The sequence below is a fragment of the Enterobacter sp. EC_64 genome (assembly GCF_019584165.1).
GTDB classification, from domain to species: Bacteria; Pseudomonadota; Gammaproteobacteria; order Enterobacterales; family Enterobacteriaceae; genus Enterobacter; species Enterobacter roggenkampii.
In genome coordinates, this window is the sequence record NZ_VDAS01000011.1 from 116488 (window position 1) to 133471 (window position 16984).

Annotated in this window: 35 protein-coding genes; 33 read left to right on the plus strand and 2 right to left on the minus strand. The window is 50.2% G+C overall.

Translation table 11 applies throughout. From position 1 onward, the window contains the following. Window positions 1-150: 150 nt before the first annotated feature. Both bfd and bfr read left to right on the plus strand, forming a co-directional pair. Entirely contained in the window at window positions 151-345 is a 195-nt protein-coding gene (gene bfd / locus FHC52_RS11320) for a bacterioferritin-associated ferredoxin (protein WP_008503493.1), read from the plus strand. 72 nt (window positions 346-417) lie between these two features. Then, window positions 418-894, plus strand: a complete 477-nt coding sequence (bfr, locus tag FHC52_RS11325) for a bacterioferritin (RefSeq protein WP_008503492.1) — start codon at window positions 418-420, stop codon at window positions 892-894. Here bfr and FHC52_RS11330 read toward each other — a convergent pair. Continuing rightward, a complete protein-coding gene (locus tag FHC52_RS11330) occupies window positions 878-1351 on the minus strand; it encodes an A24 family peptidase (protein WP_039267218.1) in 474 nt (157 codons plus the stop codon). The genes bfr and FHC52_RS11330 overlap by 17 nt on opposite strands. 380 nt (window positions 1352-1731) lie before the next feature. Here FHC52_RS11330 and rpsJ point away from each other — a divergent pair, with 380 nt between their 5' ends. The 31 genes from rpsJ to FHC52_RS11485 all read left to right on the plus strand — a co-directional run bounded on the left by rpsJ (window position 1732) and on the right by FHC52_RS11485 (window position 16561). Next, on the plus strand, window positions 1732-2043 hold the full coding sequence (gene rpsJ, locus FHC52_RS11335) for a 30S ribosomal protein S10 (RefSeq protein WP_001181005.1): 312 nt from the start codon (window positions 1732-1734) through the stop codon (window positions 2041-2043). Between the two features lie 32 nt (window positions 2044-2075). Further along, complete coding sequence (rplC, locus tag FHC52_RS11340; protein WP_003863274.1) at window positions 2076-2705, plus strand: 50S ribosomal protein L3; 630 nt, start codon at window positions 2076-2078, stop codon at window positions 2703-2705. 10 nt (window positions 2706-2715) lie between these two features. Continuing rightward, a complete protein-coding gene (rplD, locus tag FHC52_RS11345; protein WP_000424395.1) occupies window positions 2716-3321 on the plus strand; it encodes a 50S ribosomal protein L4 in 606 nt (201 codons plus the stop codon). Next, window positions 3318-3620, plus strand: coding sequence for a 50S ribosomal protein L23 (gene rplW / locus FHC52_RS11350; RefSeq protein ID WP_000617546.1), 303 nt, complete (start codon window positions 3318-3320; stop codon window positions 3618-3620). Before rplD ends, rplW begins: the two co-directional genes overlap by 4 nt. A gap of 17 nt (window positions 3621-3637) precedes the next feature. Then, window positions 3638-4459: a 50S ribosomal protein L2 gene (gene rplB, locus FHC52_RS11355; RefSeq protein WP_008457150.1), complete on the plus strand. Its 822-nt coding sequence runs from the start codon at window positions 3638-3640 to the stop codon at window positions 4457-4459. Window positions 4460-4475: 16 nt separating this feature from the next. Continuing rightward, window positions 4476-4754, plus strand: a complete 279-nt coding sequence (rpsS, locus tag FHC52_RS11360; RefSeq protein WP_001138117.1) for a 30S ribosomal protein S19 — start codon at window positions 4476-4478, stop codon at window positions 4752-4754. A gap of 14 nt (window positions 4755-4768) precedes the next feature. Beyond that, window positions 4769-5101, plus strand: coding sequence for a 50S ribosomal protein L22 (gene rplV / locus FHC52_RS11365; protein ID WP_002919773.1), 333 nt, complete (start codon window positions 4769-4771; stop codon window positions 5099-5101). 17 nt (window positions 5102-5118) lie between these two features. Continuing rightward, window positions 5119-5820 (plus strand): 30S ribosomal protein S3, encoded by a 702-nt coding sequence (gene rpsC, locus FHC52_RS11370; protein ID WP_000529945.1) that lies wholly within the window; start codon window positions 5119-5121, stop codon window positions 5818-5820. Between the two features lie 12 nt (window positions 5821-5832). Further along, window positions 5833-6243: a 50S ribosomal protein L16 gene (gene rplP / locus FHC52_RS11375; RefSeq protein WP_002919759.1), complete on the plus strand. Its 411-nt coding sequence runs from the start codon at window positions 5833-5835 to the stop codon at window positions 6241-6243. Then, window positions 6243-6434 carry a 50S ribosomal protein L29 gene (gene rpmC / locus FHC52_RS11380; protein ID WP_003863282.1) on the plus strand — a complete coding sequence of 64 codons (192 nt, stop codon included), beginning with the start codon at window positions 6243-6245 and terminating at the stop codon, window positions 6432-6434. The genes rplP and rpmC overlap by 1 nt, the downstream gene beginning before the upstream one ends. Further along, window positions 6434-6688 carry a 30S ribosomal protein S17 gene (rpsQ, locus tag FHC52_RS11385; RefSeq protein WP_008503489.1) on the plus strand — a complete coding sequence of 85 codons (255 nt, stop codon included), beginning with the start codon at window positions 6434-6436 and terminating at the stop codon, window positions 6686-6688. Before rpmC ends, rpsQ begins: the two co-directional genes overlap by 1 nt. Before the next feature lie 166 nt (window positions 6689-6854). Further along, window positions 6855-7226 carry a 50S ribosomal protein L14 gene (rplN, locus tag FHC52_RS11390; RefSeq protein ID WP_002919748.1) on the plus strand — a complete coding sequence of 124 codons (372 nt, stop codon included), beginning with the start codon at window positions 6855-6857 and terminating at the stop codon, window positions 7224-7226. A gap of 10 nt (window positions 7227-7236) precedes the next feature. Continuing rightward, window positions 7237-7551: a 50S ribosomal protein L24 gene (gene rplX / locus FHC52_RS11395; RefSeq protein ID WP_003863287.1), complete on the plus strand. Its 315-nt coding sequence runs from the start codon at window positions 7237-7239 to the stop codon at window positions 7549-7551. A 14-nt stretch (window positions 7552-7565) separates the two neighbouring features. Then, window positions 7566-8105 (plus strand): 50S ribosomal protein L5, encoded by a 540-nt coding sequence (gene rplE / locus FHC52_RS11400; RefSeq protein WP_001096202.1) that lies wholly within the window; start codon window positions 7566-7568, stop codon window positions 8103-8105. Window positions 8106-8119: 14 nt separating this feature from the next. After that, window positions 8120-8425, plus strand: a complete 306-nt coding sequence (rpsN, locus tag FHC52_RS11405) for a 30S ribosomal protein S14 (protein WP_003863291.1) — start codon at window positions 8120-8122, stop codon at window positions 8423-8425. A gap of 30 nt (window positions 8426-8455) precedes the next feature. Further along, on the plus strand, window positions 8456-8848 hold the full coding sequence (rpsH, locus tag FHC52_RS11410) for a 30S ribosomal protein S8 (RefSeq protein WP_006178918.1): 393 nt from the start codon (window positions 8456-8458) through the stop codon (window positions 8846-8848). A 12-nt stretch (window positions 8849-8860) separates the two neighbouring features. Then, the gene (gene rplF / locus FHC52_RS11415; protein ID WP_003863296.1) at window positions 8861-9394 is read left to right on the plus strand and encodes a 50S ribosomal protein L6; all 534 of its coding nucleotides are present in this window, start codon (window positions 8861-8863) and stop codon (window positions 9392-9394) included. 9 nt (window positions 9395-9403) lie between these two features. Beyond that, complete coding sequence (gene rplR / locus FHC52_RS11420) at window positions 9404-9757, plus strand: 50S ribosomal protein L18 (protein WP_003863297.1); 354 nt, start codon at window positions 9404-9406, stop codon at window positions 9755-9757. 14 nt (window positions 9758-9771) lie between these two features. Continuing rightward, window positions 9772-10272 carry a 30S ribosomal protein S5 gene (gene rpsE / locus FHC52_RS11425; protein ID WP_003863299.1) on the plus strand — a complete coding sequence of 167 codons (501 nt, stop codon included), beginning with the start codon at window positions 9772-9774 and terminating at the stop codon, window positions 10270-10272. 6 nt (window positions 10273-10278) lie between these two features. Continuing rightward, a complete protein-coding gene (gene rpmD / locus FHC52_RS11430) occupies window positions 10279-10458 on the plus strand; it encodes a 50S ribosomal protein L30 (RefSeq protein ID WP_003863301.1) in 180 nt (59 codons plus the stop codon). Between the two features lie 3 nt (window positions 10459-10461). After that, a complete protein-coding gene (gene rplO / locus FHC52_RS11435) occupies window positions 10462-10896 on the plus strand; it encodes a 50S ribosomal protein L15 (protein ID WP_003863304.1) in 435 nt (144 codons plus the stop codon). A 7-nt stretch (window positions 10897-10903) separates the two neighbouring features. Beyond that, window positions 10904-12235 carry a preprotein translocase subunit SecY gene (gene secY / locus FHC52_RS11440; protein WP_003863305.1) on the plus strand — a complete coding sequence of 444 codons (1332 nt, stop codon included), beginning with the start codon at window positions 10904-10906 and terminating at the stop codon, window positions 12233-12235. A gap of 31 nt (window positions 12236-12266) precedes the next feature. After that, window positions 12267-12383: a 50S ribosomal protein L36 gene (gene rpmJ, locus FHC52_RS11445; protein WP_000868187.1), complete on the plus strand. Its 117-nt coding sequence runs from the start codon at window positions 12267-12269 to the stop codon at window positions 12381-12383. Between the two features lie 146 nt (window positions 12384-12529). Next, a complete protein-coding gene (gene rpsM / locus FHC52_RS11450; RefSeq protein ID WP_008503488.1) occupies window positions 12530-12886 on the plus strand; it encodes a 30S ribosomal protein S13 in 357 nt (118 codons plus the stop codon). A 16-nt stretch (window positions 12887-12902) separates the two neighbouring features. After that, window positions 12903-13292 carry a 30S ribosomal protein S11 gene (gene rpsK, locus FHC52_RS11455; RefSeq protein WP_003863312.1) on the plus strand — a complete coding sequence of 130 codons (390 nt, stop codon included), beginning with the start codon at window positions 12903-12905 and terminating at the stop codon, window positions 13290-13292. Between the two features lie 32 nt (window positions 13293-13324). Further along, complete coding sequence (gene rpsD, locus FHC52_RS11460) at window positions 13325-13945, plus strand: 30S ribosomal protein S4 (RefSeq protein ID WP_004868345.1); 621 nt, start codon at window positions 13325-13327, stop codon at window positions 13943-13945. Window positions 13946-13970: 25 nt separating this feature from the next. Next, window positions 13971-14960, plus strand: a complete 990-nt coding sequence (locus tag FHC52_RS11465) for a DNA-directed RNA polymerase subunit alpha (RefSeq protein WP_002919219.1) — start codon at window positions 13971-13973, stop codon at window positions 14958-14960. A gap of 40 nt (window positions 14961-15000) precedes the next feature. Further along, window positions 15001-15384, plus strand: coding sequence for a 50S ribosomal protein L17 (rplQ, locus tag FHC52_RS11470; RefSeq protein WP_001216368.1), 384 nt, complete (start codon window positions 15001-15003; stop codon window positions 15382-15384). A gap of 107 nt (window positions 15385-15491) precedes the next feature. Continuing rightward, on the plus strand, window positions 15492-15860 hold the full coding sequence (locus FHC52_RS11475; protein WP_126289680.1) for a DUF1992 domain-containing protein: 369 nt from the start codon (window positions 15492-15494) through the stop codon (window positions 15858-15860). 2 nt (window positions 15861-15862) lie between these two features. After that, complete coding sequence (gene zntR, locus FHC52_RS11480) at window positions 15863-16288, plus strand: Zn(2+)-responsive transcriptional regulator (RefSeq protein ID WP_021242972.1); 426 nt, start codon at window positions 15863-15865, stop codon at window positions 16286-16288. Between the two features lie 57 nt (window positions 16289-16345). Continuing rightward, entirely contained in the window at window positions 16346-16561 is a 216-nt protein-coding gene (locus FHC52_RS11485) for an alternative ribosome-rescue factor A (protein ID WP_126289682.1), read from the plus strand. Here FHC52_RS11485 and mscL read toward each other — a convergent pair whose 3' ends face one another. Further along, entirely contained in the window at window positions 16562-16972 is a 411-nt protein-coding gene (mscL, locus tag FHC52_RS11490) for a large-conductance mechanosensitive channel protein MscL (protein WP_008503483.1), read from the minus strand. Window positions 16973-16984 lie beyond the last annotated feature (12 nt).

Genomic DNA, 16984 nt, shown 5'->3' on the forward strand with positions numbered 1-16984 from the left:
TTCGGCGTCCTTTTTTGTTTTCTACCGCTCAGGCGTCGTCACAAAATTTCGCATTTTTTGCCTGCTCCCGCCCCGCATTCTGGCGTTTGTGCTATTGTAATCATAACCATTCTCACTTACACTTTGCGCATAATTTGAACGGGAGTTTCTATGTACGTTTGTTTATGTAATGGTGTAAGCGACAAAAAAATACGTCAGGCCGTTCGCCAGTTTCAGCCCCAGTCATTCCAGCAGCTTCGCAAATTTGTTCCGGTGGGAAATCAATGCGGTAAATGTGTACGTGCTGCGCGAGAAATCATGCAGGACGAACTGATGCAGATCCCGGAATACAAAGAGATCGCCTAAGCGCCCATCTTTTTTTTGACATCCCTGTAGCCCGATCTACGCTTCAATGAGTGGAAGCGGAGGGACTATATAATGAAAGGTGATGTTAAAATCATAAGTTATCTCAATAAATTATTGGGAAATGAGCTTGTCGCAATCAACCAGTACTTTCTTCACGCGAGAATGTTCAAAAACTGGGGACTCAAACGTTTAAACGACGTTGAGTACCATGAATCTATCGATGAGATGAAACACGCTGATAAATACATCGAGCGTATTTTATTCCTTGAAGGCATTCCAAACCTGCAGGATCTCGGCAAGCTGGGCATCGGAGAAGATGTCGAAGAGATGCTGCGTTCCGACCTCAGGCTAGAACTTGAAGGTGCCAAAGATCTCCGTGAAGCCATTGCCTATGCTGACAGCGTACATGACTACGTCAGCCGAGATATGATGATTCAGATCCTGGCCGATGAAGAAGGGCATATTGACTGGCTGGAAACAGAGCTGGATCTCATTGCTAAAATCGGCCTGCAAAACTATCTTCAGTCACAGATTAAAGTGGAAGAATAACCAACGTCTTCCACCCTACGCATAAACCCGCTGCTGCCAGAAATGGCCCAAAAGGCAGCGGGTTTTTTATTGCCTTCTTATCAGGGCGGATTACCGAAAAAACAAGAATACAAAGAAGCGCCATCAGCGCCGCGAGCAACGCCAGCGCAGGCAGTACGCACCAGCCATGCCATGCACCAAGCGCCGCCAGGTACTTCACGTCGCCATATCCCATCCCTTCACGCCGGCAGATAAACCAATAGCCCCAGTAAATAACGGCAAAGGCAATATATCCGGCCATCGCACCCGCCACCGCACTCGGCAGAAAATCAGGTTGGATACAGAGCTGGAAGAGCAGCCCCGCCCATAGCAGCGGGCAGAGAAATTTATCGGGAAGCAGACCGTAGCGAATATCGGCATGTACCAGTAAGGCAGTCAGTGAAAGATAGATCAGCAGAAAGGGGAGGGTGGTTAGCATGTAAAAGGCCTCAAACGGGTTTGAGCGCATAGTCGTTATAATCGGCCTGTCCGGCAATGCACAAAAAACGGAGATGCGTAGCGGCTCGAAACAAAGCATCGCCGCAGAATACATTGCATAAAACGTTGCGCGCTCTTACGCACCCTGCGACATTGGCGCTTAATTTCTAAACGGCACTTGCGTCTTGCCCAGATTTACGTATAATGCGCGGGCTTGTCGTAATTGACGGCGGGTTCAATCAGAACCAGAGTAGCTCATTTTGTTACTCAACAATGCTCCCAATTGGGGAGCTACGTAAGAACGGTTACACTCTCCCATCAATCGTAATGGGTTTGAGGAGTAATCATTTTCGTTTATAAAATAATTGGAGCTCTGGTCTCATGCAGAACCAAAGAATCCGTATCCGCCTTAAAGCGTTTGATCATCGTCTGATCGATCAATCAACCGCGGAAATCGTCGAGACTGCTAAGCGCACTGGTGCGCAAGTCCGTGGTCCGATCCCGCTGCCGACCCGCAAAGAGCGCTTCACCGTTCTGATCTCTCCGCACGTTAACAAAGACGCGCGCGATCAGTACGAAATCCGCACTCACAAGCGTCTGGTTGACATCGTTGAGCCAACTGAGAAAACCGTTGATGCTCTGATGCGTCTGGATCTGGCTGCCGGTGTAGACGTGCAGATCAGCCTGGGTTAATCAGGTCATCGAGCGATTGAGAGGTTGAAACAATGATTGGTTTAGTCGGTAAAAAAGTGGGTATGACCCGCATCTTCACTGAAGATGGCGTTTCTATCCCAGTAACCGTAATCGAAGTTGAAGCAAACCGCGTTACTCAGGTTAAAGATCTGGCTAACGATGGCTACCGCGCTATTCAGGTTACCACTGGTGCTAAAAAAGCTAACCGTGTAACCAAACCAGAAGCGGGTCACTTCGCTAAAGCTGGCGTAGAAGCTGGCCGTGGTCTGTGGGAATTCCGTCTTGCTGAAGGCGAAGAGTTCACCGTAGGTCAGGACATTAGCGTTGAGCTGTTTGCTGACGTTAAAAAAGTTGACGTAACCGGTACCTCTAAAGGTAAAGGTTTTGCTGGTACCGTTAAGCGCTGGAACTTCCGTACCCAGGACGCTACCCACGGTAACTCCTTGTCTCACCGCGTTCCGGGTTCTATCGGTCAGAACCAGACTCCGGGCAAAGTGTTCAAAGGCAAGAAAATGGCAGGTCAGCTGGGTAACGAACGTGTAACCGTTCAGAGCCTGGACGTAGTACGTGTTGACGCTGAGCGCAACCTGCTGCTGGTTAAAGGTGCGGTCCCGGGTGCAACCGGTAGCGACCTGATCGTTAAACCAGCTGTGAAGGCGTAAGGGGATAGCAATGGAATTAGTATTGAAAGACGCGCAGAGCGCGCTGACTGTTTCCGAAACTACCTTCGGTCGTGATTTCAACGAAGCGCTGGTTCACCAGGTTGTTGTTGCTTATGCAGCTGGTGCTCGTCAGGGTACTCGTGCTCAGAAGACTCGTGCTGAAGTAACTGGTTCTGGCAAAAAGCCATGGCGCCAGAAAGGTACCGGCCGTGCGCGTTCAGGTTCTATCAAGAGCCCGATCTGGCGTTCAGGTGGCGTGACCTTCGCTGCGCGTCCACAGGACCACAGTCAAAAAGTTAACAAAAAGATGTACCGCGGCGCGCTGAAAAGCATCCTGTCCGAACTGGTACGTCAGGATCGTCTGATCGTTGTCGAGAAGTTCTCTGTTGAAGCGCCTAAAACTAAGCTGCTGGCACAGAAACTGAAAGACATGGCTCTGGAAGATGTGCTGATCATCACCGGTGAGCTGGACGAGAACCTGTTCCTGGCCGCACGTAACCTGCACAAGGTTGACGTACGCGATGCGACTGGTATCGACCCGGTTAGCCTGATCGCCTTCGACAAAGTCGTAATGACTGCTGATGCTGTTAAGCAAGTTGAGGAGATGCTGGCATGATTCGTGAAGAACGTCTGCTGAAGGTGCTTCGCGCACCGCACGTTTCTGAAAAAGCGTCTACTGCGATGGAAAAAACAAACACCATCGTTCTCAAAGTTGCTAAAGACGCGACCAAAGCAGAGATCAAAGCTGCTGTGCAGAAACTGTTTGAAGTCGAAGTCGAAGTCGTTAACACCCTGGTCGTTAAAGGGAAAGTTAAACGTCACGGACAGCGTATCGGTCGTCGTAGCGACTGGAAAAAAGCTTACGTCACCCTGAAAGAAGGCCAGAATCTGGACTTCGTTGGCGGCGCTGAGTAAGTCGGAGGAGTAATACAATGGCAGTTGTTAAATGTAAACCGACATCTCCGGGTCGTCGCCACGTAGTTAAAGTGGTTAACCCTGAGCTGCACAAGGGCAAACCTTTTGCTCCGTTGCTGGAAAAAAACAGCAAATCCGGTGGTCGTAACAACAATGGCCGTATCACCACTCGTCACATCGGTGGTGGCCACAAGCAGGCTTATCGTATTGTTGACTTCAAACGCAACAAAGACGGTATCCCAGCAGTTGTTGAACGTCTTGAGTACGATCCGAACCGTTCCGCGAACATCGCGCTGGTTCTGTACAAAGACGGCGAACGCCGTTACATCCTGGCCCCTAAAGGCCTGAAAGCTGGCGACCAGATTCAGTCTGGCGTTGATGCTGCAATCAAAGCAGGCAACACCCTGCCGATGCGCAATATCCCGGTTGGTTCTACCGTTCATAACGTAGAAATGAAACCAGGTAAAGGCGGTCAGCTGGCGCGTTCCGCGGGTACTTACGTTCAGATCGTTGCGCGTGATGGTGCTTATGTCACCCTGCGTCTGCGTTCTGGTGAAATGCGTAAAGTCGAAGCAGACTGCCGCGCTACTCTGGGCGAAGTTGGCAATGCTGAGCATATGCTGCGCGTTCTGGGTAAAGCAGGTGCTGCACGCTGGCGTGGTGTTCGTCCTACCGTTCGCGGTACTGCGATGAACCCAGTCGACCACCCACATGGTGGTGGTGAAGGTCGTAACTTTGGTAAGCACCCGGTATCTCCGTGGGGCGTTCAGACCAAAGGTAAGAAGACCCGCAGCAACAAGCGTACTGATAAATTTATCGTACGTCGCCGTAGCAAATAATTTTAGAGGATAAGCCATGCCACGTTCTCTCAAGAAAGGTCCTTTTATTGACCTGCACTTGCTGAAGAAGGTAGAGAAAGCGGTGGAAAGCGGAGACAAGAAGCCCCTGCGCACTTGGTCCCGTCGTTCAACGATCTTTCCTAACATGATCGGTTTGACCATCGCTGTCCATAATGGTCGTCAGCACGTTCCAGTCTTTGTTACCGACGAAATGGTTGGTCACAAACTGGGTGAATTCGCACCGACTCGTACTTATCGCGGCCACGCTGCTGATAAAAAAGCGAAGAAGAAATAAGGTAGGAGGAAGAGATGGAAACTTTAGCTCAACATCGCCATGCTCGTTCTTCTGCACAGAAGGTTCGCCTTGTTGCTGACCTGATTCGCGGTAAGAAAGTGTCGCAGGCCCTGGACATCCTGACCTATACCAACAAGAAAGCTGCGGTATTGGTCAAGAAAGTACTGGAATCTGCCATTGCTAACGCTGAACACAACGATGGCGCTGACATCGACGATCTGAAAGTCGCGAAAATTTTCGTAGATGAAGGCCCAAGCATGAAGCGCATTATGCCGCGTGCGAAAGGTCGTGCAGATCGCATCCTGAAGCGCACCAGCCACATTACTGTGGTTGTGTCCGATCGCTGAGACTCTGGAGACTAGCAATGGGTCAGAAAGTACATCCTAATGGTATTCGCCTGGGTATTGTAAAACCATGGAACTCTACCTGGTTTGCGAACACCAAAGAATTCGCTGACAACCTGGACAGCGATTTTAAAGTACGTCAGTACCTGACTAAGGAACTGGCTAAAGCGTCTGTATCTCGTATCGTTATCGAGCGTCCAGCGAAGAGCATCCGTGTGACTATTCACACTGCTCGTCCTGGCATCGTTATCGGTAAGAAAGGCGAAGACGTAGAAAAACTGCGCAAGGTCGTAGCGGATATCGCTGGCGTTCCTGCACAGATCAATATCGCTGAAGTTCGTAAGCCTGAACTGGACGCTAAATTGGTTGCTGACAGCATCACTTCACAGTTGGAACGTCGTGTTATGTTCCGTCGTGCTATGAAGCGTGCTGTACAGAACGCAATGCGTCTGGGCGCTAAAGGTATCAAAGTTGAAGTTAGCGGCCGTCTGGGCGGCGCGGAAATCGCACGTACCGAATGGTACCGTGAAGGTCGCGTACCGCTGCACACTCTGCGTGCTGACATCGACTACAACACCTCTGAAGCGCACACCACTTACGGTGTAATCGGCGTTAAGGTATGGATCTTCAAAGGTGAGATCCTGGGTGGTATGGCTGCTGTTGAACAACCGGAAAAACCGGCTGCTCAACCTAAAAAGCAGCAGCGTAAAGGCCGTAAATAAGGAGCGTCGCTGATGTTACAACCAAAGCGTACAAAATTCCGTAAAGTGCACAAAGGCCGCAACCGTGGTCTGGCGCAGGGTACGGATGTTAGCTTCGGCACTTTCGGTCTGAAAGCTGTTGGCCGTGGTCGTCTGACTGCACGTCAGATCGAAGCAGCACGTCGTGCAATGACCCGTGCAGTTAAGCGTCAAGGTAAGATCTGGATCCGTGTATTCCCGGACAAACCGATCACCGAGAAGCCGCTGGAAGTTCGTATGGGTAAAGGTAAAGGTAACGTGGAGTACTGGGTTGCCTTGATCCAACCGGGCAAAGTCCTGTATGAAATGGACGGTGTTCCGGAAGAGCTGGCCCGTGAAGCCTTCGGCCTGGCAGCAGCGAAACTGCCTATCAAAACCACCTTTGTAACTAAGACGGTGATGTAATGAAAGCAAAAGAGCTGCGTGAAAAAAGCGTTGAAGAGCTGAACGCTGAGCTGCTGAACCTGCTGCGTGAGCAGTTCAACCTGCGTATGCAGGCTGCAAGTGGCCAGCTGCAACAGACTCACCTGCTGAAGCAAGTGCGTCGTAATGTTGCACGCGTTAAGACTTTACTGACTCAGAAGGCGGGTGCGTAATGACCGATAAAATCCGTACTCTGCAAGGTCGTGTTGTTAGCGACAAAATGGAGAAATCCATTGTTGTAGCTATCGAACGTATTGTGAAACACCCGATCTACGGTAAATTCATCAAGCGTACGACCAAACTGCACGTACATGACGAGAACAACGAATGTGGTATCGGCGACAAGGTTGAAATCCGTGAATGCCGTCCACTGTCCAAGACTAAGTCCTGGACGCTGGTTCGCGTTGTAGAGAAAGCGGTTCTGTAATACAGTACGCCTTCTCAATACGAATAAACGGCTCAGCGATGAGCCGTTTATTTTTTCTACCCATATTGCAGAAGCGGTGTTATAATGCCGCGCCCTCGATATGGGGCTTTTTAACGGCTCTGATTTTAGAGTCTCAGGTAGTAGTTGACATTAGCGGAGCACTAAAATGATCCAAGAACAGACTATGCTGAACGTCGCCGACAACTCCGGTGCACGTCGCGTAATGTGTATCAAGGTTCTGGGTGGCTCGCACCGTCGCTACGCAGGCGTAGGCGACATCATCAAGATCACCATCAAAGAAGCAATTCCACGTGGTAAGGTCAAAAAAGGTGATGTGCTGAAGGCGGTAGTGGTGCGCACCAAGAAGGGTGTTCGTCGCCCTGACGGTTCTGTCATTCGCTTCGATGGTAATGCATGCGTTATTTTAAACAATAACAGCGAGCAGCCTATCGGCACGCGTATCTTTGGGCCGGTAACTCGTGAACTTCGTACTGAGAAGTTCATGAAAATTATCTCTCTGGCACCAGAAGTACTCTAAGGAGCGAATCATGGCAGCGAAAATCCGTCGTGATGACGAAGTTATCGTGTTAACCGGTAAAGATAAAGGTAAACGCGGTAAAGTAAAAAATGTTCTGTCTTCCGGCAAACTTGTCGTTGAAGGTATCAACCTGGTTAAGAAACATCAGAAGCCGGTTCCGGCCCTGAACCAACCAGGTGGCATCGTTGAAAAAGAAGCTGCTATTCAGGTTTCTAACGTTGCAATCTTCAATGCGGCTACCGGCAAGGCTGACCGTGTAGGCTTTAGATTCGAAGACGGTAAAAAAGTCCGTTTCTTCAAGTCTAACAGCGAAACTATCAAGTAATTTGGAGTAGTACGATGGCGAAACTGCATGATTACTACAAAGACGAAGTAGTTAAGAAACTCATGACCGAGTTTAACTACAATTCTGTCATGCAAGTCCCTCGGGTCGAGAAGATCACCCTGAACATGGGTGTTGGTGAAGCGATCGCTGACAAGAAACTGCTGGATAACGCAGCAGCTGACCTGACAGCAATCTCCGGTCAAAAACCGCTGATCACCAAAGCACGCAAATCTGTTGCAGGCTTCAAAATCCGTCAGGGCTATCCGATCGGCTGTAAAGTAACTCTGCGTGGCGAACGCATGTGGGAGTTCTTTGAGCGCCTGATCACTATTGCTGTTCCACGTATCCGTGACTTCCGTGGCTTGTCCGCTAAGTCTTTCGACGGTCGTGGTAACTACAGCATGGGTGTCCGTGAGCAGATCATCTTCCCAGAAATCGACTACGATAAAGTCGACCGCGTGCGTGGTTTGGATATTACCATTACCACTACTGCGAAATCTGACGAAGAAGGCCGTGCTCTGCTGGCTGCCTTTGACTTCCCGTTCCGCAAGTAAGGTAGGGTTACTGAATGGCTAAGCAATCAATGAAAGCACGCGAAGTAAAGCGCGTAGCTTTAGCTGATAAATTCTTCGCTAAACGCGCTGAACTGAAAGCGATCATTTCTGATGTGAACGCTTCCGACGAAGATCGTTGGAATGCGGTTCTCAAGCTGCAGTCTCTGCCGCGTGATTCCAGCCCGTCTCGTCAGCGTAACCGCTGTCGTCAAACAGGTCGTCCACATGGTTATGTGGGCAAGTTTGGGTTGAGCCGTATCAAACTGCGTGAAGCCGCCATGCGCGGTGAAGTGCCAGGCTTGAAAAAGGCTAGCTGGTAATTACCAATTGAATCACGGGAGTAAAGACAGATGAGCATGCAAGATCCGATCGCGGATATGCTGACCCGTATCCGTAACGGTCAGGCCGCGAACAAAGTTGCGGTCACCATGCCTTCCGCCAAGCTGAAAGTGGCAATTGCCAACGTGCTGAAGGAAGAAGGTTTTATCGAAGATTTTAAAGTTGAAGGCGACACCAAGCCGGAACTGGAACTTACTCTCAAGTATTTCCAGGGTAAAGCTGTTGTAGAAAGCATTCAGCGTGTCAGCCGCCCAGGCCTGCGCATCTATAAGAAAAAAGATGAGCTGCCAAAAGTTATGGCTGGTCTTGGTATCGCAGTTGTTTCTACCTCTAAAGGTGTTATGACTGATCGTGCAGCGCGCCAGGCTGGTCTTGGTGGCGAAATTATCTGCTACGTAGCCTAATCGGAGGAAAGAATGTCTCGTGTTGCTAAAGCACCGGTCGTTATTCCTGCCGGCGTTGATGTAAAAATCGACGGTCAGGTTATTACGATCAAAGGTAAAAACGGCGAGCTGACTCGTACCCTCAACAAAGCTGTTGAAGTTAAACATGCAGATAACGCTCTGACCTTCGGTCCACGTGATGGTTTCGTGGATGGTTGGGCTCAGGCTGGTACCGCGCGTGCCCTGCTGAACTCAATGGTTGTTGGTGTTACCGAAGGCTTCACTAAAAAGCTTCAGCTGGTTGGTGTAGGTTATCGTGCAGCTATCAAAGGGAATGCAGTAGGCCTGTCTCTGGGCTTCTCACACCCTGTTGAGCATCCGCTGCCGGCCGGTATCACTGCAGAATGCCCGACTCAGACTGAAATCGTGCTGAAAGGCGCTGATAAACAGCTGATCGGTCAGGTTGCAGCAGATCTGCGCGCCTACCGTCGTCCTGAGCCTTACAAAGGCAAGGGTGTTCGTTACGCCGACGAAGTCGTGCGTACCAAAGAGGCTAAGAAGAAGTAAGGTAACACTATGGATAAGAAATCTGCTCGTATCCGTCGTGCGACCCGCGCACGCCGCAAGCTCAAAGAGCTGGGTGCAACTCGCCTGGTGGTACATCGTACCCCGCGTCATATTTACGCACAGGTAATTGCACCGAACGGTTCTGAAGTTCTGGTAGCTGCTTCTACTGTAGAAAAAGCTATCTCAGAACAATTGAAGTACACCGGTAACAAAGACGCCGCTGCAGCTGTAGGTAAAGCTGTTGCTGAACGCGCTCTGGAAAAAGGCATCAGCAATGTTTCCTTTGACCGTTCCGGGTTCCAATATCATGGTCGTGTCCAGGCACTGGCAGATGCTGCCCGTGAAGCTGGCCTTCAGTTCTAAGGTAGAGGTGTAAGATGGCTCACATCGAAAAACAGGCTGGCGAACTGCAGGAAAAGCTGATCGCGGTAAACCGCGTATCTAAAACCGTTAAAGGTGGTCGTATTTTCTCCTTCACAGCTCTGACTGTAGTAGGCGATGGTAACGGTCGCGTTGGTTTTGGTTACGGTAAAGCGCGTGAAGTTCCAGCAGCGATCCAGAAAGCGATGGAAAAAGCCCGTCGCAACATGATTAACGTCGCGCTGAACAACGGCACCCTGCAGCACCCAGTTAAAGGTGTTCACACGGGTTCTCGTGTATTCATGCAGCCAGCTTCAGAAGGTACCGGTATCATCGCCGGTGGTGCAATGCGCGCCGTTCTGGAAGTTGCTGGGGTTCATAACGTTCTGGCTAAAGCATATGGTTCCACCAACCCGATCAACGTGGTTCGTGCAACTATTGATGGCCTGGAAAATATGAATTCTCCAGAAATGGTCGCTGCCAAGCGTGGTAAATCCGTTGAAGAAATTCTGGGGTAATTGACCATGGCAAAGACTATTAAAATCACTCAAACCCGCAGTGCAATCGGTCGTCTGCCGAAACACAAGGCAACGCTGCTTGGCCTGGGTCTGCGTCGTATTGGTCATACCGTTGAGCGCGAGGATACTCCTGCTGTTCGTGGTATGGTCAACGCGGTTTACTTCATGGTTAAAGTTGAGGAGTAAGAGATGCGTTTAAATACTCTGTCTCCGGCCGAAGGCTCTAAAAAGGCGGGTAAACGCCTGGGTCGTGGTATCGGTTCTGGCCTCGGCAAAACCGGTGGTCGTGGTCACAAAGGTCAGAACTCTCGTTCTGGCGGTGGCGTACGTCGCGGTTTCGAGGGTGGCCAGATGCCACTGTACCGTCGTCTGCCGAAGTTCGGCTTCACCTCTCGCAAAGCAGCGATCACAGCGGAAATCCGTCTGTCTGACCTGGCGAAAGTTGAAGGCGGCGTTGTAGACCTGAACACGCTGAAAGCAGCAAACATTATCGGTATCCAGATCGAGTTCGCGAAAGTGATCCTGGCTGGTGAAGTTTCTACTCCGGTAACTGTTCGTGGCCTGCGTGTTACTAAAGGTGCTCGTGCTGCTATCGAAGCTGCTGGCGGTAAAATTGAGGAATAAGTAGCAGATGGCTAAGCAACCGGGATTAGATTTTCAAAGTGCCAAAGGTGGATTTGGCGAGCTGAAACGCAGACTGCTGTTTGTTATCGGCGCGCTGATTGTGTTCCGTATTGGCTCTTTTATTCCGATCCCTGGTATCGATGCCGCTGTACTTGCCAAACTGCTTGAGCAACAGCGAGGCACCATCATTGAAATGTTCAACATGTTCTCTGGTGGTGCTCTCAGCCGTGCTTCTATCTTCGCACTGGGTATTATGCCGTACATTTCGGCATCGATTATTATCCAGCTGCTGACGGTCGTTCATCCGGCCCTGGCAGAGTTGAAGAAAGAAGGGGAGTCTGGACGTCGTAAGATTAGTCAGTACACCCGTTACGGTACTCTGGTGCTGGCAATATTCCAGTCGATCGGTATTGCTACCGGTCTGCCGAATATGCCTGGTATGCAGGGCCTGGTGTTAAACCCGGGCTTTGCATTCTACTTCACCGCTGTTGTAAGTCTGGTCACAGGGACAATGTTCCTGATGTGGCTCGGCGAACAGATTACTGAGCGTGGTATCGGTAACGGTATCTCAATCATTATCTTCGCCGGTATTGTTGCGGGCCTCCCGCCAGCCATCGCCCACACTATCGAGCAAGCGCGTCAAGGCGACCTGCACTTCCTCCTGTTGCTGTTGGTTGCAGTATTAGTATTTGCAGTGACGTTCTTTGTTGTCTTTGTTGAACGTGGTCAACGCCGCATTGTGGTGAACTACGCTAAGCGTCAGCAAGGTCGTCGTGTCTATGCTGCACAGAGCACACATTTACCGCTGAAAGTGAACATGGCGGGGGTTATCCCGGCTATCTTCGCTTCCAGTATTATTCTGTTCCCGGCAACCATCGCGTCATGGTTCGGGGGCGGTACTGGTTGGAACTGGCTGACAACAATTTCGCTGTATTTGCAGCCTGGGCAACCACTTTATGTGTTACTCTATGCGTCTGCGATCATCTTCTTCTGTTTCTTCTACACGGCGTTGGTCTTCAACCCGCGTGAAACAGCAGATAACCTGAAGAAGTCCGGTGCATTTGTACCAGGAATTCGTCCGGGAGAGCAAACGGCGAAGTATATCGATAAAGTAATGACCCGCCTGACTTTGGTTGGTGCGCTCTATATTACTTTTATCTGCCTGATCCCGGAGTTCATGCGTGATGCAATGAAAGTACCGTTCTACTTCGGTGGGACCTCACTGCTTATCGTTGTTGTCGTGATTATGGACTTTATGGCTCAAGTGCAAACTCTGATGATGTCCAGTCAGTATGAGTCTGCATTGAAGAAGGCGAACCTGAAAGGCTACGGCCGCTAATTGGTCGCCTGAGAAGTTACGGAGAGTAAAAATGAAAGTTCGTGCTTCCGTCAAGAAATTATGCCGTAACTGCAAAATCGTTAAGCGTGATGGTGTCATCCGTGTGATTTGCAGTGCCGAGCCGAAGCATAAACAGCGCCAAGGCTGATTATTTCGCATATTTTTCTTGCAAAGTTGGGTTGAGCTGGCTAGATTAGCCAGCCAATCTTTTGTATGTCTGTACGTTTCCATTTGAGTATCCTGAAAACGGGCTTTTCAGCATGGTGCGTACATATTAAATAGTAGGAGTGCATAGTGGCCCGTATAGCAGGCATTAACATTCCTGATCAGAAACATGCTGTGATCGCATTAACTTCGATCTACGGCATCGGCAAGACCCGTTCTAAGGCCATTCTGGCTGCAGCGGGTATCGCTGAAGATGTTAAGATCAGTGAGCTGTCTGAAGAACAAATCGACACGCTGCGTGACGAAGTTGCCAAATTTGTCGTTGAAGGTGATCTGCGCCGTGAAATCAGCATGAGCATCAAGCGCCTGATGGATCTTGGTTGCTATCGCGGTTTGCGTCATCGTCGTGGTCTGCCAGTGCGCGGTCAGCGTACTAAGACCAACGCACGTACCCGTAAGGGTCCGCGCAAACCGATCAAGAAATAATCGGGGTGATTGAATAATGGCAAAGGCACCAGTTCGTGCACGTAAACGTGTAAGAAAACAAGTCTCTGACGGCGTGGCTCATATCCATGCTTCTTTCAACAACACCATCGTTACTATTACTGATCGTCAGGGTAACGCATTGGGTTGGGCAACAGCCGGTGGTTCCGGTTTCCGTGGTTCTCGCAAATCCACTCCGTTCGCAGCTCAGGTTGCAGCAGAGCGTTGCGCAGAAGCCGTAAAAGAATACGGCATCAAGAATCTGGAAGTTATGGTTAAAGGTCCGGGTCCGGGTCGTGAATCTACTGTTCGCGCTCTGAACGCCGCTGGTTTCCGCATCACTAATATTACTGATGTGACTCCGATCCCTCATAACGGTTGTCGTCCGCCGAAAAAACGTCGCGTATAACGCTCGTTTTTTAGGTTAGTTGGAGATAGAAAATGGCAAGATATTTGGGTCCTAAGCTCAAGCTGAGCCGTCGTGAGGGCACCGACTTATTCCTTAAGTCTGGCGTTCGCGCGATCGATACCAAGTGTAAAATTGAACAAGCTCCTGGCCAGCACGGTGCGCGTAAACCGCGTCTGTCTGACTATGGTGTGCAGTTGCGTGAAAAGCAAAAAGTTCGCCGTATGTACGGTGTGCTGGAGCGTCAGTTCCGTAACTACTATAAAGAAGCAGCACGTCTGAAAGGCAACACAGGTGAAAACCTGCTGGCTCTGCTGGAAGGTCGTCTGGACAACGTTGTATACCGTATGGGCTTCGGCGCTACTCGTGCTGAATCACGTCAGCTGGTTAGCCACAAAGCAATCATGGTAAACGGTCGTGTTGTTAACATCGCTTCTTATCAGGTTAAAGCGAATGACGTTGTTAGCATTCGTGAGAAAGCGAAAAAGCAATCTCGCGTGAAGGCCGCTCTGGAGCTGGCTGAGCAGCGTGAAAAGCCAACCTGGCTGGAAGTTGATGCTGGCAAGATGGAAGGTACGTTCAAGCGTCAGCCAGAACGTTCTGATCTGTCTGCGGACATTAACGAACACCTGATCGTCGAGCTTTACTCCAAGTAAAGCTTAGTACCAAAGAGAGGACACAATGCAGGGTTCTGTGACAGAGTTTCTAAAACCGCGCCTGGTAGATATCGAGCAAGTGAGTTCGACGCACGCCAAGGTGACCCTTGAGCCTTTAGAGCGTGGCTTTGGCCATACTCTGGGTAACGCACTGCGCCGTATTCTGCTCTCATCGATGCCGGGTTGCGCGGTGACCGAGGTTGAGATTGATGGTGTACTTCATGAGTACAGCACCAAAGAAGGCGTTCAGGAAGATATCCTTGAAATCCTGCTCAACCTGAAAGGGCTGGCGGTGAGAGTTCAGGGTAAAGATGAAGTTATTCTTACTCTGAATAAATCTGGCATTGGCCCTGTGACTGCAGCCGACATCACCCACGACGGTGATGTTGAAATCGTCAAGCCGCAGCACGTGATCTGCCACCTGACCGATGAGAACGCAGCTATTAGCATGCGTATCAAAGTTCAGCGCGGTCGTGGTTATGTGCCGGCTTCTGCCCGAATTCATTCGGAAGAAGATGAGCGCCCAATCGGCCGTCTGCTGGTCGACGCATGCTACAGCCCTGTAGAGCGTATTGCCTACAATGTTGAAGCAGCGCGTGTAGAACAGCGTACCGACCTGGACAAGCTGGTCATCGAAATGGAAACCAACGGCACAATCGATCCTGAAGAGGCGATTCGTCGTGCGGCAACCATCCTGGCAGAACAACTGGAAGCTTTCGTTGACTTACGTGATGTTCGTCAGCCGGAAGTGAAAGAAGAGAAACCAGAATTCGATCCGATCCTGCTGCGCCCTGTTGACGATCTCGAATTGACTGTCCGCTCTGCTAACTGCCTCAAGGCAGAAGCTATCCACTATATCGGTGATCTGGTACAGCGTACCGAGGTTGAGTTGCTGAAAACGCCGAACCTGGGTAAAAAATCTCTTACCGAGATTAAAGACGTGCTGGCTTCACGTGGTCTGTCTCTGGGCATGCGCCTGGAAAACTGGCCACCGGCAAGCATTGCTGACGAGTAACCGGATCACAGGTTAAGGTTTTACTGAGAAGGATAAGGTCATGCGCCATCGTAAGAGTGGTCGTCAACTGAACCGCAACAGCAGCCATCGCCAGGCTATGTTCCGCAACATGGCAGGTTCACTGGTTCGTCATGAGATCATCAAGACGACCCTGCCTAAAGCGAAAGAGCTGCGTCGCGTAGTTGAGCCGCTGATTACTCTTGCCAAGACTGACAGCGTTGCTAATCGTCGTCTGGCATTCGCCCGTACTCGTGATAACGAGATCGTGGCAAAACTGTTTAACGAACTGGGCCCGCGTTTCGCGAGCCGTGCCGGTGGTTACACTCGCATTCTGAAGTGTGGCTTCCGTGCAGGCGACAACGCGCCGATGGCTTACATCGAGCTGGTTGATCGTTCAGAGAAAGCAGAAGCTGCTGCAGAGTAATCTGCAGTAACGTAAAAAAACCCGCTCCGGCGGGTTTTTTTATATCCGTGATATCCCCACTTCTCTACAATATCTGTATCAATTCTGTTCATCCCCTGGAGCGGGTAATGTGGCTGCTTGACCAGTGGGCAGAACGCCATATTCGTGATGCCCAAAAAAAAGGTGAATTCGACGATCTTCCGGGACGCGGCGAACCCCTTATGCTTGACGATGACTCGCATATTGCGCGTGAATTACGCGCGGGATACCGTTTACTAAAGAATGCAGGCTGTCTCCCTCCTGAACTCGAACAGCGCAGAGAGGCTGTTGAACTTGTCGATCTGCTAAAAGGGATCCGTCAGGACGATCCGCGACATTCTGAACTTAGCCGCCGTCTCGCCGTGCTTGAACTTAAACTGCGTCAGGCAGGAATGAACACTGACTTTCTGCACGGTGAATACGGTGAACGCTTGTTGCGGAAAATAAACGAGGAGTAGTTATGTACCGTATCGGTGAACTTGCGAAGCTCGCGAACGTCACACCGGATACCATCCGATATTACGAAAAGCAGCAGATGATCGATCATGAAGTTCGTACTGAAGGTGGCTTTCGACTTTATACCGATAACGATCTGCAGCGCCTGCGGTTTATTCGGTATGCGCGTCAGCTTGGTTTCACATTAGATTCGATCCGCGAGTTATTATCGATCCGCATCGATCCGGCACATCACACCTGTCAGGAGTCGAAAAGCATTGTGCAGGCCCGGTTGGATGAAGTTGAAGCACGCATTCAGGAATTGCAAACCATGCAGCGCTCTCTGCAAAGGCTGAATGATGCTTGTTGTGGCACGGCCCACAGCAGTATTTATTGTTCTATTCTGGAAGCCCTTGAACAGGGGGCCAGTGGGGAAACCGAGGACTGTTGATTTTTAGTCCAACCGGGTCTAGACTCCCGTCGACATAAACCATGCTCAGGAGAATTTATGAGCCGCTATCAGCACACGAAAGGACAGATTAAAGACAATGCCATTGAGGCACTACTCCATGACCCGCTATTCAGACAGCGCGTTGAGAAGAATAAAAAAGGGAAAGGAAGTTATCTGCGTAAAGACAAGTATGCAAAACGGGGTAACTGGGAGGCCAGTGGCAAACAAGCGAATCGCTTATTTACCACTGGCCTTCCTGCTTTAAGCTTCTGATTAAACGCGCTTGTTCTGCTCTTTTAACAGATCGCGAATCTCACTCAGCAGCACTTCTTCTTTTGTCGGTGCAGGCGCTGCTGCCGGCTCTTCTTTTTTACGGTTGAGTTTATTGATCAGCTTGATAGCCATAAAAATGGCAAACGCTACAATCACGAAATCAAATACGTTCTGAATAAATACACCGTAGTGCATCACGACTGCCGGCACATCACCCTGTGCTTCACGCAGCGTGAAAGCGAACTGTTTGAAATCAATGCCCCCGATCAGCAACCCTAAAGGTGGCATGATAATGTCGGCCACTAATGATGAAACAATCTTGCCGAATGCTGCACCAATAATGACACCCACTGCCAAATCCACCACGTTTCCGCGCATCGCAAATTCGCGAAATTCTTTAATAAAACTCATTTTGTTCTCCTT

Coding starts and splice junctions, on each gene's coding strand:
- bfd (WP_008503493.1), top strand. CDS start 151: ATGTACGTTTGTTTATGTAATGGTGTAAGCGACAAAAAAATACGTCAG.
- bfr (WP_008503492.1), top strand. CDS start 418: ATGAAAGGTGATGTTAAAATCATAAGTTATCTCAATAAATTATTGGGA.
- FHC52_RS11330 (WP_039267218.1), bottom strand. CDS start 1,351: ATGCTAACCACCCTCCCCTTTCTGCTGATCTATCTTTCACTGACTGCC.
- rpsJ (WP_001181005.1), top strand. CDS start 1,732: ATGCAGAACCAAAGAATCCGTATCCGCCTTAAAGCGTTTGATCATCGT.
- rplC (WP_003863274.1), top strand. CDS start 2,076: ATGATTGGTTTAGTCGGTAAAAAAGTGGGTATGACCCGCATCTTCACT.
- rplD (WP_000424395.1), top strand. CDS start 2,716: ATGGAATTAGTATTGAAAGACGCGCAGAGCGCGCTGACTGTTTCCGAA.
- rplW (WP_000617546.1), top strand. CDS start 3,318: ATGATTCGTGAAGAACGTCTGCTGAAGGTGCTTCGCGCACCGCACGTT.
- rplB (WP_008457150.1), top strand. CDS start 3,638: ATGGCAGTTGTTAAATGTAAACCGACATCTCCGGGTCGTCGCCACGTA.
- rpsS (WP_001138117.1), top strand. CDS start 4,476: ATGCCACGTTCTCTCAAGAAAGGTCCTTTTATTGACCTGCACTTGCTG.
- rplV (WP_002919773.1), top strand. CDS start 4,769: ATGGAAACTTTAGCTCAACATCGCCATGCTCGTTCTTCTGCACAGAAG.
- rpsC (WP_000529945.1), top strand. CDS start 5,119: ATGGGTCAGAAAGTACATCCTAATGGTATTCGCCTGGGTATTGTAAAA.
- rplP (WP_002919759.1), top strand. CDS start 5,833: ATGTTACAACCAAAGCGTACAAAATTCCGTAAAGTGCACAAAGGCCGC.
- rpmC (WP_003863282.1), top strand. CDS start 6,243: ATGAAAGCAAAAGAGCTGCGTGAAAAAAGCGTTGAAGAGCTGAACGCT.
- rpsQ (WP_008503489.1), top strand. CDS start 6,434: ATGACCGATAAAATCCGTACTCTGCAAGGTCGTGTTGTTAGCGACAAA.
- rplN (WP_002919748.1), top strand. CDS start 6,855: ATGATCCAAGAACAGACTATGCTGAACGTCGCCGACAACTCCGGTGCA.
- rplX (WP_003863287.1), top strand. CDS start 7,237: ATGGCAGCGAAAATCCGTCGTGATGACGAAGTTATCGTGTTAACCGGT.
- rplE (WP_001096202.1), top strand. CDS start 7,566: ATGGCGAAACTGCATGATTACTACAAAGACGAAGTAGTTAAGAAACTC.
- rpsN (WP_003863291.1), top strand. CDS start 8,120: ATGGCTAAGCAATCAATGAAAGCACGCGAAGTAAAGCGCGTAGCTTTA.
- rpsH (WP_006178918.1), top strand. CDS start 8,456: ATGAGCATGCAAGATCCGATCGCGGATATGCTGACCCGTATCCGTAAC.
- rplF (WP_003863296.1), top strand. CDS start 8,861: ATGTCTCGTGTTGCTAAAGCACCGGTCGTTATTCCTGCCGGCGTTGAT.
- rplR (WP_003863297.1), top strand. CDS start 9,404: ATGGATAAGAAATCTGCTCGTATCCGTCGTGCGACCCGCGCACGCCGC.
- rpsE (WP_003863299.1), top strand. CDS start 9,772: ATGGCTCACATCGAAAAACAGGCTGGCGAACTGCAGGAAAAGCTGATC.
- rpmD (WP_003863301.1), top strand. CDS start 10,279: ATGGCAAAGACTATTAAAATCACTCAAACCCGCAGTGCAATCGGTCGT.
- rplO (WP_003863304.1), top strand. CDS start 10,462: ATGCGTTTAAATACTCTGTCTCCGGCCGAAGGCTCTAAAAAGGCGGGT.
- secY (WP_003863305.1), top strand. CDS start 10,904: ATGGCTAAGCAACCGGGATTAGATTTTCAAAGTGCCAAAGGTGGATTT.
- rpmJ (WP_000868187.1), top strand. CDS start 12,267: ATGAAAGTTCGTGCTTCCGTCAAGAAATTATGCCGTAACTGCAAAATC.
- rpsK (WP_003863312.1), top strand. CDS start 12,903: ATGGCAAAGGCACCAGTTCGTGCACGTAAACGTGTAAGAAAACAAGTC.
- rpsD (WP_004868345.1), top strand. CDS start 13,325: ATGGCAAGATATTTGGGTCCTAAGCTCAAGCTGAGCCGTCGTGAGGGC.
- FHC52_RS11465 (WP_002919219.1), top strand. CDS start 13,971: ATGCAGGGTTCTGTGACAGAGTTTCTAAAACCGCGCCTGGTAGATATC.
- rplQ (WP_001216368.1), top strand. CDS start 15,001: ATGCGCCATCGTAAGAGTGGTCGTCAACTGAACCGCAACAGCAGCCAT.
- FHC52_RS11475 (WP_126289680.1), top strand. CDS start 15,492: ATGTGGCTGCTTGACCAGTGGGCAGAACGCCATATTCGTGATGCCCAA.
- zntR (WP_021242972.1), top strand. CDS start 15,863: ATGTACCGTATCGGTGAACTTGCGAAGCTCGCGAACGTCACACCGGAT.
- FHC52_RS11485 (WP_126289682.1), top strand. CDS start 16,346: ATGAGCCGCTATCAGCACACGAAAGGACAGATTAAAGACAATGCCATT.
- mscL (WP_008503483.1), bottom strand. CDS start 16,972: ATGAGTTTTATTAAAGAATTTCGCGAATTTGCGATGCGCGGAAACGTG.